Origin of the sequence: Nonomuraea sp. NPDC004580, assembly GCF_040609855.1 — a bacterium.
Taxonomy (GTDB): domain Bacteria; phylum Actinomycetota; class Actinomycetes; order Streptosporangiales; family Streptosporangiaceae; genus Nonomuraea; species Nonomuraea salmonea.
On the sequence record NZ_JBEXLH010000054.1, the window covers coordinates 34119 to 46767 of the forward strand.

Here is a 12649-nt window from a genome sequence, read left to right on the forward strand (position 1 = left end):
CCGGAACGCCCCGGGGCGGGAGAAGGCTCGACGCCATCCAAGGAGGACCCACGTGCGTTCGTCACCAGCGGCCGTCAGGCCCACCACCACGAGCCGGCGTCACGGCGTGATGCTGCGGCTCGTCGGTGCGGGTGTCATGTTGACGGTGATGGCCGACACCACGGCCACCACCCTGGCGGTGGGAGTACTGAAGTACACGCCCGCAGGCGCCGGCATGCCGCTCGGTGATTTGGTCTGGCTGACCAGCGCGGCGTTCATCCCGATCGCGGCGTTGCTGGCCACCGCCGGCCGCTGGGCCGACCTGTTCGGCCGGCGGCGCGTGCTGGCGGTCGGGCTCGTGGTGTTCGTGCTGGGCGGCATCGCCACCGTCGCCGTGGAACCCTGGTCGTACGTGCTGGCCGCACGGGCCGTCCAGGGCGCGGGCGCCGCGGCGATGATCCCGGCCAGCCTCGGGCTGCTGCTCGGCGAGCTGCCCGAGTCGCAGCGCAGGGGCGCGATCGCGTTGTGGAGCTCGGCATCGGGGCTCGGCTGCCTGCTCATGCAGGCCGGCGGCGGCTGGCTGGCCGCGGCCGTCGGCTGGCGCGCCCTGTTCCTCCCCAATGTGGTGATCGGCGTGCTCCTGCTGATCGCCTGCATCGGGCTGCCGGCCGGCAAGCGCGGCAACGCCAAGGGCGTGCCGGACGTCCTCGGCGCGTGGCTGCTGGCCGCCGGCATCGCGGTGATCGTGCTCGCCATCTCCAAGGCCATGGCCTGGGGGACGGACGTGCTGTGGCTGGGGCTGGCCGCCCTCGCCCTCATCGGCGGCGCGCTCGCCCAGGCCAGGCACCACCGCCTGCCCGCCATCGACCTGGCGCTGTGGCGACGGCCCAGGTTCGTCTGGGGCTGGCTGGCCACCTGGGGCTTCGGCGCCCTGTCGTACGGGCTGCTCACCGTGCAGCCGCTCTACCTGCTGCACCTCGGCTACCCGATGCTGGAGGTGGCCATGTGGCTGACTCCGACGTCGGTGGCCGTGGTCGTGACGAGCTTCCTGGCCGGAAAGCTGGTCAAGCGGGTCGGCGCGTACGGCCTCATCTACGCCGGGTCGCTGCTCTGCGGCGGCGCCTGCGTGCTCGTGCTGACGCAGGCCGGGCCCACCGTGTGGGGCCTGATCGCCAGCGTCGTGGTCGGCATGGGCGTCGGCGCGCTCGCGCCGGGCACCTCCGTCGCCACCACCCTGGCAGCCCGCCCCCACCAGTACGCCTCCGCGGTCGGCGCGGCCACCATGGCGCGCATGGTGGGCGGGGCCGTCGGCGTCGCCGTCGTGTCGGTCGTGATCGACCACCCGTTCATGACCGGGCCCTTCGCGGGCCTGGCCGGCGCGCTCGCCCTGTGCGTGGCGATCTCGGTGCTGATCGGCGCGCTGGCACTCACCAAGATCACCAGGCAGCGGCCCGACCCGGGCGACGTGATGGTGAAGGTGCCCCGCCGGATGCTGCTCGAACTGCGCATGACCCTCGCCACCGTGGCGGCGGAGGCCGACGCGCTGCTGCCGGTCGAGACCCGCGCTCCCTCCGCGACTCCGTCCGCGCACCCCTCTGCCGCCCCGCACACGGATCATGTCCCGCGGCCGCGTGCGGCCGAACCGGGGCCGTTCGCCGGGACCCGCGGACATACGAACTAGTTCCACCCATCCAGAAGGGCTCTCGTCATGGCTACCACATCGTGCGACGTAGCGATCGTCGGCGCCGGGCTCGGCGGCTGCTTCCTGGCCTTGCTGCTGGGCCGCCGCGGGCAGCGCGTCGTCGTCATCGAGCAGGGACCCTCGGTCCCGAGCGCGGGCGCCGACTTCCTCAAGCCCCCGGGACTGCGGGTGCTCGCCCGGCACGGCCTGGCCGACCTCGTCGGCCGTAACGGCCTGCGGCGCGACACCATCCGCTACTACCACGATGGCGACCCCATCCAGGAGATCCGCTTCCCCGACGGCGGCTTCCTCATCCGCCCCTACCGCGAGCTGGTCGAGCTCATCTACACCTCGTGCGCGATGGCGGGCGTGGAGTTCTGGTTCGACGCCGGCATCGACGACCTCGCCACCGGCGAGGGCCGCCCGGCCGAGCTGACCCTCCACGACGGGCGGCGGTTACACGCGGGCGTGGTCATCGGCGCCGACGGCACGAAGTCCGCCGTCCGGCAGGCCCTCGCCATCGAGCAGTGCACGATGCCGTACGAGCGGCTGCTCATGCGGGTGGCGACCGTGCCGCTCAGCGCCAGCGTCGCGCAGCTCAACCGGCTGTACTTCAGCTCCGACGGCTGGTTCGCCTACCTCTACCCGATCAGCAGGGACGAGGCCCGCGTCTTCGTCGGCCTGCCCCCCGAGGACGACAAGGAGATCTTCCAGGACGGCATCCCCGCGCTGCTCGACGAGCTGAAGAAGTTCGTCACCGACAGCTCCGACACCTTCAACCACCTCCAGGCGGCGACCTGGCAGCGCATCAAGGTGTCGTCGCTGCGGGTGGAGGCGTACCACCGGGGCAACGCCGCGCTGCTCGGCTCGGCCGCGTTCGCCTGCCACCCGATGACCGGCATGGGCATGAGCTACACGCTGCGCGACGCCGAGATCCTCGCAGACGTCATCTGCGCCGCCGGCGGCGACGCCGAGCTGCTCGACCGGCTGCTGTACGCCCGCTACGAGCCGCGCAGGCACGCCCACCGCCAGCTCATCGACTACGGCGACGCGCTGGCCGCGACCTTCCGCGACCGGACGTCCTACCTCGCGGCCTTCCGCCCCGATCTGCACATCCACGGAGAGGCGGGTGCCGTGCCCGATGCGCCGCAGCTCGTCTGAGCCGCGCCCCCGCCGCCCGCCGTTCCCCACCTGGTGAGGTCGTCCAGTGCCGCGCTGAGTGCGGTGGCAGCCCGATACCCGGGCGGCGGGGGCGCACATACGGTAGGGCTGGCCCTACCGTGAAACCGGGTGACAGCCGGGCTTCGCAGGACGCCTATCGACCGGAATGCTGGGAAGAGATCACATTTTCCCCTCGGCATCCCGGAGACGCATGTGACTGTGACGGAGACCTCCCGCCCCGGTTCGGGGCAGCGGGGCAGCGACTACGCGCGGCTGTCGCGGCGTATCGCCCAGGCTGGGCTGCTCGACCGGCGGCCCGGCTACTACGCGGCCAGGATCACCCTGGTGGCCGCGCTGTTCGCGGGCACGTGGGCGCTGTTCGCCGCGCTCGGCGACTCGTGGTGGCAGCTCGCCGTCGCCGTGCTGCTCGCGGCGGCCTTCGGGCAGGTCACGCTGCTGGCCCACGACCTGGCGCACGGGCAGATCTTCCGGTCCCGTCGCACCAGCAGGAACGCCGGGCTGATCGTCGGCAACCTGGCAGTCGGGCTCAGCTACGGCTGGTGGATGGACAAGCACACCCGCCACCACGCCAACCCCAACCACGAGGACCACGACCCCGACGTCTCACCCGACTTCCTCCTGTGGTCGGAGCGGCAGGCCGAGGCCAGCGAGGGGCTGCCCCGGTTCATCGGGCGCTACCAGGCGTGGCTGTTCTTCCCGCTGCTCACCCTCGAAGGCGTCAACCTCAAGGTGTCGAGCTTCCGCGCCCTGCGCAGGCCCACGCTCAAGAACCGCGCGCTCGAAGGGGCGCTGCTCGGCGGGCACGTGCTGACGTACCTGGGGGCGCTGCTGCTGGTGCTGCCGCTGCCCAAGGCGCTGCTCTTCCTCGCCGTGCACCAGGCCTGCTACGGCGTGTACCTCGGCTGCACCTTCGCCCCCAACCACAAGGGCATGCCCGTGCTCACCGCTGAGGACGAGCTGGACTTCCTCCGCAAGCAGGTGCTGACCTCCCGCAACGTCCGCGGCGGGCATCTCGTCACCACCGCGCTCGGCGGGCTGAACTACCAGATCGAGCACCACCTGTTCCCCAGCATGCCCACCGCCAACCTGCGCAGGGCACGGCCCATCGTCCGCGACCACTGCGCCTCGCTCGGGATCGACTACGCCGAATGTGGGTTGCTGGAGTCGTGGGGGCAGGCGCTGCGGCACCTGCACGACGTCGGCCGGCCGCTGCGCCGGGTCAGGACGTGACGATCAGCTCCAGGCCGTCGAAGTCCTCCGTGACCCGGTGACCGGCCTCCACCAGCACCGTGCGCAGCGCGAGCTGCACCGCGTCCCTGATGGTGGAGTACCTGACCAGCTGCTCCGCCGACCTGCCCCAGGTCACCACCACCCCGCGGGCGGGGTCGTGCCACACTACGAGCCCGCCGTCGGCGGCCAGCAGCGACGGCTCGACGCTGAAGCCCGCCGCCGTCAGCTCCTGCCGGACCACGCGTTCGAGGTCCTGGCCTGCGCCCGTGGCGACACTCGTGGCGACATCCGTGGGGGTGTCCATCCGGATCCGCTGCCCGCACCCGCGCGCTCCGAACCTCGGGACCGCGACAAGTGTGTGGAAGGATGTCGCCTGTGTCCCCCGCGACATCCCCGGCCCTGCAACCGGCCCTGCACCCGGTTCTGCAGCCGGTCCCGCAGCCGGCCCGCCCAGCGGCCCGGACCCTGGGCCCGGCCGACGGCGCGCCGGCGATGGGTGCGCGGCCGGCCGGTGCACTGGGGGCCGGTGTACTGGGGGCCGGTGTGCTGAGGGCCGGTGTGCTGAGGGCCGGTGTGCCGAGGGCGGCTGTGGTGCTGCGGCTGGCGCGGGCCGTGGTGTTCGCGACGGTCTGCGGTGCCGTGTCGGTGGGCGGGCACGTGCTGGCCGGGGGAGGGGCGGTGCCGTTCCCGGTCTATCTGGCCGCGGTGCTGGCGACGCTCGGGCTGGCGTACCTCGCCGACGGGCGGGAGCGCGGTCTCAGGGCCGTGCTGGCGGCGACCGCCGGCACCCAGATGCTGCTCCACCAGCTCTTCGACCGCCTGGCGCCGGGCGAGGCGGCCGGGCACGTCCACGGTCATCCGGCCGCCGGCATGCTGCTGGTCCACCTCACGGTCGCAGTGCTGAGCGCCTGGTGGCTGCACCGCGGCGAGAGCGCGCTGTGGCTGATCCTCCGCCTGTACGGCACCCCGTTCCCGGCCGTCCGGCTGCTGGTCACCGCAGCCGCCGTACCCGATGCCCGGCCGCCCGCCCGGCGCCCGGCCACCCCCGAGACCGCGCCCCTTCCGGGCCGTCTCGTCTCCCGCACGATCAGCAGGCGAGGACCGCCCGCCGGCGGGCGTCACTGACGCCCCACGGCACCTTTTCACCCTCGGCCTGTGTCCGGACGTCCGGCGCCACGGGCGCGGTCGTCCGGAAGATCATTCTGGAGACCTGACATGGCATTCACGCCCCATTTCGCTGGGCTGCGTTCTCTCCTCGCCACCCTGCTCCCCGCCCTGTTCGCCGCCCTCTTCGCCGCCCTGCTCATGCTGGGCGTCTCGGCATCGCCCGCGCTGGCCCACGACGCGCTCAAGCGCAGCTCGCCCGCGAAGGACGCCGAGGTCACGGCGCTGGACGAGATCGAGCTCGAGTTCACCGCGAGCGTCAAGTTCCCGTTCGTGGTGCTGCACGACGCGTCCGGCAAGCAGCTCCAGCTCGGCGAGCCCGAGCTCGACGGCCCGCTCGTCACCACCGGTGTCACGCAGCCCCTGGCACCCGGCTCGTACACGATCGGGTGGCGGGTCGTGTCCTCCGACGGACATCCCATAGAGGGCGAAATTCCGTTCAACGTGAAAGGATCAACATCTCCGTCCGCCTCGCCCACGGCGACCGGCGAGACGGCCGCGGCGCCGGCGACGGTAGCCACGGCCGGACCGTCGGGGCAGGCGAACCCCGGTGCGGACACAGCGGCCGACGCCACGACCACCGACGCGGCGCCGGCGGGTGTGCCCGCCTGGATCTGGGGCGTGCTGGCGGTGCTCGTCGTGCTGGGCGTGCTCGTCTGGTTGAAGACTTCGCGCCGCGGCCCCGACCGGGAGGAGCTGGATGCGGATTGAGCAGGCGAGGCAGGTCGCCCGGCAGTGGGTGCTCGAGGAGGGCGCCAAGCTGCCGGGGTTCGGCGGGGCGTTCCTGACCGGGTCGGTCCTGTGGGCCGATCCCGGCGACGAGCTGGCCGTTTCCTCCGACGTGGACGTCATGGTCGTCGCCGACCCCGCCGCTCACATCGGGCACATCGGGAAGTTCCACTACGAAGGGGTGCTGCTGGAGGTCTCCTCCATGGTGGCGCCCCGCTCCGTCCACGACGTGCTCAGCGACTACCACCTGGCCGGCAGCCTCCACCTGCCCGGCCTGCTCGCCGACCCGACCGGACGGCTGAGCGAGATCCACCGCGTCGTGGCCCGCGACTTCGCCGAGCGCCCCTGGGTCCTCGCCCGCTGCACCGACGCCATGGACCGCGTACGCGGCTGGATCAACGGCATCGACGAGTCCGCCTCGGTGCCCGTCCAGGTCACCTCGTGGTTGTTCGGCACCGGCGTCACCACTCACGTGCTGCTGGTGGCCGGGCTGCGCAACCCGACCGTACGCCGCCGCTACGCCGCCGTCCGCGACCTGCTCGCCGAGCACGGGCGGCTCGAATACCACGAGAGCCTGCTCGACCTGCTCGGCTGCGCGCACCTGAGCCGCGCCCAGGTCGAGGGGCACCTCGCGATGCTGGAGAAGGTGTTCGACGCCACCGCGCCGCTGCGGGTGCCCGACTACCGGTTCGACACCGACCTCAGCCCGGTCGCCCGCCCCGCCGCCATCGACGGCACCCGCGAGCTGATCGCCGCCGGCCGGCACAGGGAGGCGGTGTTCTGGCTGGTGGCGACGTACGCGCGGTGCCTGGACAAGCGGGCGCTGGCGGGGCAGCGGGGCTTCGAGGACGGGTTCGTCGAGCTGCTCGCCGACCTCGGCGTGGCGACGCGGGCCGACCGCCGCCGGCGCGCCGACCGGGTGCTGGCCGCCCTGCCCGGCCTCTGGCAGACCGCCACCACGCTCTTCTGATCCGGCGTGCACCGGCGTGAACCGGCAGGGGTCAGGCGCGGCGCAGGGTGCGGGTCAGGCCGGTCGCGATCGTCGTCGCCAGCACCCACCCGGCGGCGATCAGCCCGTACGCCAGCCACTGCGCCCCGCCACCGGGGTTGAACGCCTTCTCCTGCCCGAAGTCGATGATCGGCAGCAGCAGGTCGAGCGTGTAGACCAGCGGGTTGAACTCGGGCGCCTCGCCGCGCTTGAGCGGCGGCGGCCGGTCGAGCCAGAACACCGCCGTGCCGGCGGCGAGCAGCGCCAGCAGCCACCCGGCCGCGCGCAGCGGGCGGAAGCCGTAGCCGACGGTGACGTCCTGCAGGTGGCCCCAGGCGCGGGCGTACCAGGGGAGGGTGGCGCGGCGCTGCTGCTGCCCGGCCAGCATGGTCGCGCGGGCGTCGGCGTCGCCGCCCAGCCGCCGGTACATCGCGGCGAGCTGCTCGTAGGCGTTGGGACGGTAGCCCTCGGGGTCGCGGCGCAGCCAGGCGATGCGCTCGGCGGCCGGCAGCATGGGGTCGAGCACCTCGTACGACGCGCCGTCCATGCGCAGCTCGCCCGGCCAGACCGCGGGGTCGTCGCGGAGGACGCCGATGCGGGCGTGGCCCAGCTCGACCCGGCCGCGCACCGGCGCCGCGGTGCGCATCGCCAGCTCGCGGGTCTCCAGCCGCCAGCCCTTGAGCGCCACGTCGCCGGGCGCGGCGAGGGTGGCGTCGTCGAGGCACAGGCGGCTGCCGATCTGGGCGTTGGTCAGGCGGACCCGGCCCTCGGCGGTGAACCCGTCGCACAGGTTGAGCACCTTGCCGACGGTGATGCCGTTGGCCGACAGGGCCGCGCCGCCGGGGTTGACCAGCCGCGCGCCCTCGAAGTGGGCGGGCCCGCTGACGGAGGCGTCGAGCAGGCTGATCTCGCCCTCGGAGACCAGGCCGTGCCGGCCCACCAGTGCGCCGTCGACGGTCAGGCCGTCGCCGGCCAGCGCCTGCCCGCCGGGGTTGACCAGATGCGCGCCGTCAAGGCTGAGCGTGCGGCCGACGGCGGCGGCCCGCAGCCACACGGCGCCCTCGGTCTCGGTGTGCGCGAGGAACAGGCCGCTCTCCGCCTTGAGCCCGCCGCCGTGCACGGCCAGGCCGCCGGGGTTGCGCAGCTTCGAGCCGCGCAGCGTGAGCGGCCCGCCGACGCGCGCGAACCGCAGGCTGACCTCGCCCTCGACCTCCATGCCCCGGGCGAACAGCCCCACCTGCACGTCGAGGTTGGAGCCGCCGAACGCCAGCCCGCCCGGCGCGCGTAACCTGGCGCCGTCGAAGTTCACCGCCGCGCCGACCCTGGCGGCGGTCAGCACGATCTCGCCGTCGCAGGCGAAGCCGTCCTGCGCGCGCAGGCTGCTGCCGACGTCGAGGTGCTCGGCGTTGATCGCGGCGCCGCCCGGATGGTCGAGCCGCGCGCCACTGAGCGAGAGCGTGCCGTTGATGCGGGCGCCGGGCAGGCGCAGCTCGCCGGTGACGTGGCAGCCGTTGAGCCGCAGGTTGCCCTCGACCTGCGCGTTGGACGCGATGAGGCCGGGCAGCGTGGAGCCGGCCAGGCTGATGAAGCGGGTGCGGGCCTGGTAGAGGTCGGGCACCTCGTCGAAGACGCAGTCGTGCAGCAGGATCGGCAGGTCGAGCTCGGCGAACGCCAGGTGCAGCCGGCCCGTGACGTGGGCGCCCGACAGCCGCAGCGCCGGCTTGGCGCCCGGCTCCGTGCGCTCGGCGAGCAGCAGCTCCGCCAGCACCTCCGCGCGCACCGGCCCGAGCGGGCCCGCGTCGACCCTCGCGCCGCGCGGGATCGCCTCGGCGACGGCCTGCTCTGCCGGGGTCAGCTCGCGCACGGCGTCACCCGCGTACGTCGAAGCCCAGGCCGGCGGCCACGATGGCGGCCTGGGCCGGGTCGATGCGGGTCTCCTTCAGTGTGACCTCGCCGGGCTCCAGCGTGAGCAGATCGCTGCCCCGCAGGTCGCACCGGGTGAGGTCGGCGCCGCGCAGCAGCGCGCCCGACAGGTCGCACGAGCGCAGGGACGCCTTCTCCAGCCGGGCCTCCGACAGGTCGGCCTCGCGCAGGCGCACGCCGTCGAAGGTGCTGCCGCGCAGGTCGGCGCCGTAGAGCGAGGTGTAGGACCAGTCGCCGCCGGTCGCCTTGAGCAGCCCGAACGTGCAGTCGGCGAAGACGGCGCCGGTCAGCTTGCAGCCGGTGAACGTGGCGTCGAAGAACGAGCAGTGCGTGAAGACGCAGCCGGTGAAGCCGGCGTCCTGGTGGACCGAGACGTTGAAGCGGACGTTCTCGAACCGGCACTCCTCGAACGAGCAGCCCTGGTCGGTCAGCTCGGTCATGTCCACCTCCTGGAACAGCACCCGGTGATGGCGCTCGCCGGAGATCTCCCGGCCGTCCCAGTCGGCGGACCTGACCGTCCGCTCCATGGAGCCCTGTCGTTCTGTCATCCGAACACGGTATCGGATGCGGGCGACGTTACGCCGCCCGTTGCGCGATGGCGGTGATCAGCGGCTGCACCAGCTTGGCCGCCAGCGGGCCGAACGCCGCGAGGATGAGCACGTACGCGGCGGCCAGAGCACCCAGGTCGGGGTGCACGCCGGCGCCCACCGCCAGACCGGCGATGACGATGTTGAACTCACCGCGCGGGATCAGGGCGATGCCGGCACGTGCCTGACCGGCCTTGGCGATGCCCGCCCGCCTCGCCGCGTACGCACCGGTCAGCAGCTTGGTGATCATGCTGACCAGGGCGAGCAGCGCCGCGAGGCCCGCCACCGGCAGGATCTTCGCCGGGTCGGTCTGGAAGCCGAAGAAGACGAAGAACACGGCCGCGAACAGGTCGCGCAACGGCGCCAGCAGCGCGTGCGCGTCCTCGGCGAGCTGCCCCGACAGGGCGATGCCGACCAGGAAGGCGCCGACCGCCGCCGAGACCTGCAGCTGCTGGGCGAGGCCCGCGACCAGCAGGGCCAGGCCGACCACCTTGAGCAGCATGACCTCGTTGTTGGGGCTGCGCACGAACGCCTCGATGTAGCGTCCGAACTTCAGCGCCACGACGAGGACGATGCTCACGGTGAGCAGCGCGATGCCGACCGAGATGGCCCCGCTGAGCAGGCTCAGCCCGGCCAGCATGGTCGTCAGGACCGGCAGGTAGATCGCCATCGTCAGGTCTTCGAAGACCAGCAGCGACAGCACGGTGGGCGTCTCCCGGTTACCGATCCACCCCAGGTCGGACAGCACCTTGGCGGTGATGCCCGACGAGGTGGCGTAGGTGACGCCCGCCATGGCGATGGCCGCGACCGGTCCCCAGCCGAGCAGCAGGGCGATGATGGCCCCCGGCGCGGCGTTGAGCACCAGGTCGACGATGCCCGCGCGGAAGTTGCTGGTCATGCTGGTGACCAGCTCGTCCGCGTTGTATTCGAGCCCGAGCGTGAGGAGCAGCAGGACCACGCCCATCTCGGCGCCGGTGGAGATGAACGCCTCGCTCGTCGCCAGCGGCAGCACCCCGCCGGTACCGAACGCCAATCCGGCGATCAGGTACAGAGGGATAGGAGAGATGCCGCCGCGCAACGCTAGCGCGCCGAGGATCCCCAGGCCGAGCAGGACGGCGCCGAACTCCAGGAAGATGACCGCGGTTTCGTGCACCCGCGGCCCTACCCGTTCGCCAGGATGCCGGCCACGTCGGACGTGCTGTCCTCGCTGCCCACCACGACCACGACGTCACCGACGGCGAAGACGAAGCCGGGTCCGGGGCTCGCGAACACCTGCCCGCCTCTGACGACGGCGACGATGGACGCGCTGGTACGGGTGCGCACGCGGGCGTCCCCCATCGGACGCCCCGCGTAGGGGGAGCCGGCCGGAATCGGCAGCTGCACGCTCATCAGGCCCTCGACCTGCTGGTGCAGCTGGTTGAGCCGCTGCACGATGCGAGGCGCGCCGAGGAGCTCGGCGAGGGCGTCGGCCTCCTCGTCGTTGAGCTTCACCGTCTGGCAGACCGCGTCGGGATCGTTCTTGTCGTAGATGACCAGATCCCGGCGGCCGGTGCGATGGGAGACGACACCGACCCGCTGTCCCTTGCGAGTGGTGAAATCGTGCCGTAGCCCGATGCCTGGCAGCGCTGTTTGTTCGACCTCCACCTGTCCCACCCGTATAGATCCGCATATTTCCGGATAACCCTACCAATGGCGTGACCCGCCCTTGCCAGCCCTTCACGTGGCCTTGACCTGGGACTGTCCACGCCGGCCTGGACCTGGGGGAAGGCCGGTGCTCAGCAGAGCATGGGAGACTGGCCCAAGGCGTCGCGGACCAGACGCCCCAGCCCGTGCCGACCCGGCAGCACGCCACGCCAAAAGGGACCTCACCATGCCGCCCCCTCCTCCGATCCGGCTGGTTCTCGTGGAAGACCACGCGATGGTCGCGGAGGCCATCGGTCTCGCCCTCGGCCGCGCGCCCGACATCGAGGTGGTGGCCCAGGCCGGCACCGTCGCGCAGGCGCTCGCCGAGACCGGCAGGTGCCGCCCCGACGTCGTCGTGCTCGACCGGCGGCTGCCCGACGGCGACGGCATCGCGGCCATCGGCCGGCTGACCGCGCTCGCGCCCAAAGCCCGTGTGCTCGTGCTGACCGGCGAGGCGAGCGCCGCCGTGGCGGCGCGGGTGGTGGCCGCCGGTGGCGCAGGGCTGGTGGTGAAGTCGTCCAGGCTCGGCGAGCTGGAGTCGGCGGTGCGCGAGGTGGCCGCGGGCGGGGTGGTGTTCGCGCCCGGGTTGCTGCCCGGCGTGTTCGACCGGCTGACCGGGCGCGCGGGTAACGTGGGGGCGGCGCTGACCGCGCGCGAGCGGGAGACGTTGCTGCTGCTCGCCGAAGGCGTCAGCACCGACGAGCTGAGCGACCGGCTGGGGGTCGCCCGCAACACCGCGCGCAACCACGTCCAGCATGTGCTGGAGAAGCTGGGGGCGCGGTCCAAGCTGGAGGCGGTGGCGTTCGCGCGGCGGGACGGGCTGCTCGACTGATGCGGCTGCACTAGGTCACGTCCCACATACGTACCAGGCGGCCTGGGGTGCCTGCGTCTCGTGACCAGCCGCCGCGCTCCACGAAAGTAGAGGCGTGGAACGTTCGGAGGCCGAGACATACCAGGTGGACACCCCTTTGCCGGAGGAGATGGCCAGCATCACGGAGGCGCGCAGGCTGGCCCGGGAGGCCCTGGAGACGTGCGGCTTCCAGGGACGGCACGAGGACGTCCTGCTGGTGGTGTCCGAACTGGTGACCAACGCGCTCGTGCACGGCGACGGCTCGCCCGTGCTGCGCGTGCGGGGGAGCGCCGACCGGGTGCGGATCGAGGTCGGCGACGCGGGTGCCGGGGTGCCGCGGACGCGCGAACCCGGGCCGGCCAGCGGGTGGGGGCTGCACGTCGTACGGCTGCTGTCGGCCGGGTGGGGCGTCTCACCCGCGGGCCCCGATCGCCTGGGTGGCCGGCCAGGGGGCGGCGGTCTCGGGGGCGGTCACGGTGACGGTCACGGTGACGGTCACGGTGACGGCTTCAGCGGCGGTCTCAGTGGCGGTCTCAGTGGCGGTCTCAGTGGCGGTCTCAGCGGCGGGAAGGTCGTGTGGTGCGAGCTCGTCGCGGGCCTCGCCGACGTCGAAGCGCGCACCTCTGAGGTCTGATCGGCGAAGCATGACCGGC

General features: G+C 72.9%; 13 protein-coding genes. 8 read left to right on the plus strand and 5 right to left on the minus strand.

Annotated elements, in window-relative coordinates; all coding sequences use genetic code 11:
• Positions 1-52 precede the first annotated feature (52 nt).
• The 3 genes from ABZW11_RS36190 to ABZW11_RS36200 all read left to right on the plus strand — a co-directional run bounded on the left by ABZW11_RS36190 (position 53) and on the right by ABZW11_RS36200 (position 4072).
• The gene (locus ABZW11_RS36190; RefSeq protein ID WP_355427442.1) at positions 53-1660 is read left to right on the plus strand and encodes an MFS transporter; all 1608 of its coding nucleotides are present in this window, start codon (positions 53-55) and stop codon (positions 1658-1660) included.
• A gap of 27 nt (positions 1661-1687) precedes the next feature.
• Entirely contained in the window at positions 1688-2821 is a 1134-nt protein-coding gene (locus tag ABZW11_RS36195) for an FAD-dependent monooxygenase (RefSeq protein ID WP_355427445.1), read from the plus strand.
• A 213-nt stretch (positions 2822-3034) separates the two neighbouring features.
• A complete protein-coding gene (locus tag ABZW11_RS36200; RefSeq protein ID WP_355427448.1) occupies positions 3035-4072 on the plus strand; it encodes an acyl-CoA desaturase in 1038 nt (345 codons plus the stop codon).
• Here the strand turns inward: ABZW11_RS36200 and ABZW11_RS36205 are convergent.
• Complete coding sequence (locus ABZW11_RS36205) at positions 4062-4376, minus strand: hypothetical protein (RefSeq protein ID WP_355427451.1); 315 nt, start codon at positions 4374-4376, stop codon at positions 4062-4064. The genes ABZW11_RS36200 and ABZW11_RS36205 overlap by 11 nt on opposite strands.
• A 269-nt stretch (positions 4377-4645) precedes the next feature.
• On the opposite strand from ABZW11_RS36205, the gene ABZW11_RS36210 reads away from it, so the two are divergent.
• The 3 genes from ABZW11_RS36210 (at position 4646) to ABZW11_RS36220 (ending at position 6935) form a co-directional block, all read left to right on the plus strand.
• A complete protein-coding gene (locus ABZW11_RS36210) occupies positions 4646-5197 on the plus strand; it encodes a hypothetical protein (protein WP_355427454.1) in 552 nt (183 codons plus the stop codon).
• Positions 5198-5287: 90 nt separating this feature from the next.
• Positions 5288-5947, plus strand: coding sequence for a copper resistance protein CopC (locus tag ABZW11_RS36215; protein WP_355427457.1), 660 nt, complete (start codon positions 5288-5290; stop codon positions 5945-5947).
• A complete protein-coding gene (locus tag ABZW11_RS36220; RefSeq protein WP_355427460.1) occupies positions 5937-6935 on the plus strand; it encodes a hypothetical protein in 999 nt (332 codons plus the stop codon). The genes ABZW11_RS36215 and ABZW11_RS36220 overlap by 11 nt, the downstream gene beginning before the upstream one ends.
• 31 nt (positions 6936-6966) lie before the next feature.
• Here ABZW11_RS36220 and ABZW11_RS36225 read toward each other — a convergent pair whose 3' ends face one another.
• The 4 genes from ABZW11_RS36225 to ABZW11_RS36240 are packed head-to-tail and all read right to left on the minus strand — an operon-like array spanning position 6967 to position 11107.
• Positions 6967-8817 carry a hypothetical protein gene (locus ABZW11_RS36225; RefSeq protein WP_355427463.1) on the minus strand — a complete coding sequence of 617 codons (1851 nt, stop codon included), beginning with the start codon at positions 8815-8817 and terminating at the stop codon, positions 6967-6969.
• A 4-nt stretch (positions 8818-8821) separates the two neighbouring features.
• Positions 8822-9424, minus strand: a complete 603-nt coding sequence (locus tag ABZW11_RS36230; RefSeq protein ID WP_355427465.1) for a pentapeptide repeat-containing protein — start codon at positions 9422-9424, stop codon at positions 8822-8824.
• A gap of 28 nt (positions 9425-9452) precedes the next feature.
• Positions 9453-10616 (minus strand): cation:proton antiporter, encoded by a 1164-nt coding sequence (locus ABZW11_RS36235; protein ID WP_355427468.1) that lies wholly within the window; start codon positions 10614-10616, stop codon positions 9453-9455.
• Positions 10617-10624: 8 nt separating this feature from the next.
• Complete coding sequence (locus ABZW11_RS36240) at positions 10625-11107, minus strand: cation:proton antiporter regulatory subunit (RefSeq protein ID WP_345403049.1); 483 nt, start codon at positions 11105-11107, stop codon at positions 10625-10627.
• Positions 11108-11333: 226 nt separating this feature from the next.
• On the opposite strand from ABZW11_RS36240, the gene ABZW11_RS36245 reads away from it, so the two are divergent.
• On the plus strand, positions 11334-11978 hold the full coding sequence (locus tag ABZW11_RS36245) for a response regulator transcription factor (RefSeq protein WP_355427471.1): 645 nt from the start codon (positions 11334-11336) through the stop codon (positions 11976-11978).
• 94 nt (positions 11979-12072) lie between these two features.
• Positions 12073-12630: an ATP-binding protein gene (locus ABZW11_RS36250; RefSeq protein ID WP_355427474.1), complete on the plus strand. Its 558-nt coding sequence runs from the start codon at positions 12073-12075 to the stop codon at positions 12628-12630.
• Positions 12631-12649 lie beyond the last annotated feature (19 nt).

Coding starts and splice junctions, on each gene's coding strand:
- ABZW11_RS36195 (WP_355427445.1), top strand. CDS start 1,688: ATGGCTACCACATCGTGCGACGTAGCGATCGTCGGCGCCGGGCTCGGC.
- ABZW11_RS36205 (WP_355427451.1), bottom strand. CDS start 4,376: ATGGACACCCCCACGGATGTCGCCACGAGTGTCGCCACGGGCGCAGGC.
- ABZW11_RS36215 (WP_355427457.1), top strand. CDS start 5,288: ATGGCATTCACGCCCCATTTCGCTGGGCTGCGTTCTCTCCTCGCCACC.
- ABZW11_RS36220 (WP_355427460.1), top strand. CDS start 5,937: ATGCGGATTGAGCAGGCGAGGCAGGTCGCCCGGCAGTGGGTGCTCGAG.
- ABZW11_RS36230 (WP_355427465.1), bottom strand. CDS start 9,424: ATGACAGAACGACAGGGCTCCATGGAGCGGACGGTCAGGTCCGCCGAC.
- ABZW11_RS36245 (WP_355427471.1), top strand. CDS start 11,334: ATGCCGCCCCCTCCTCCGATCCGGCTGGTTCTCGTGGAAGACCACGCG.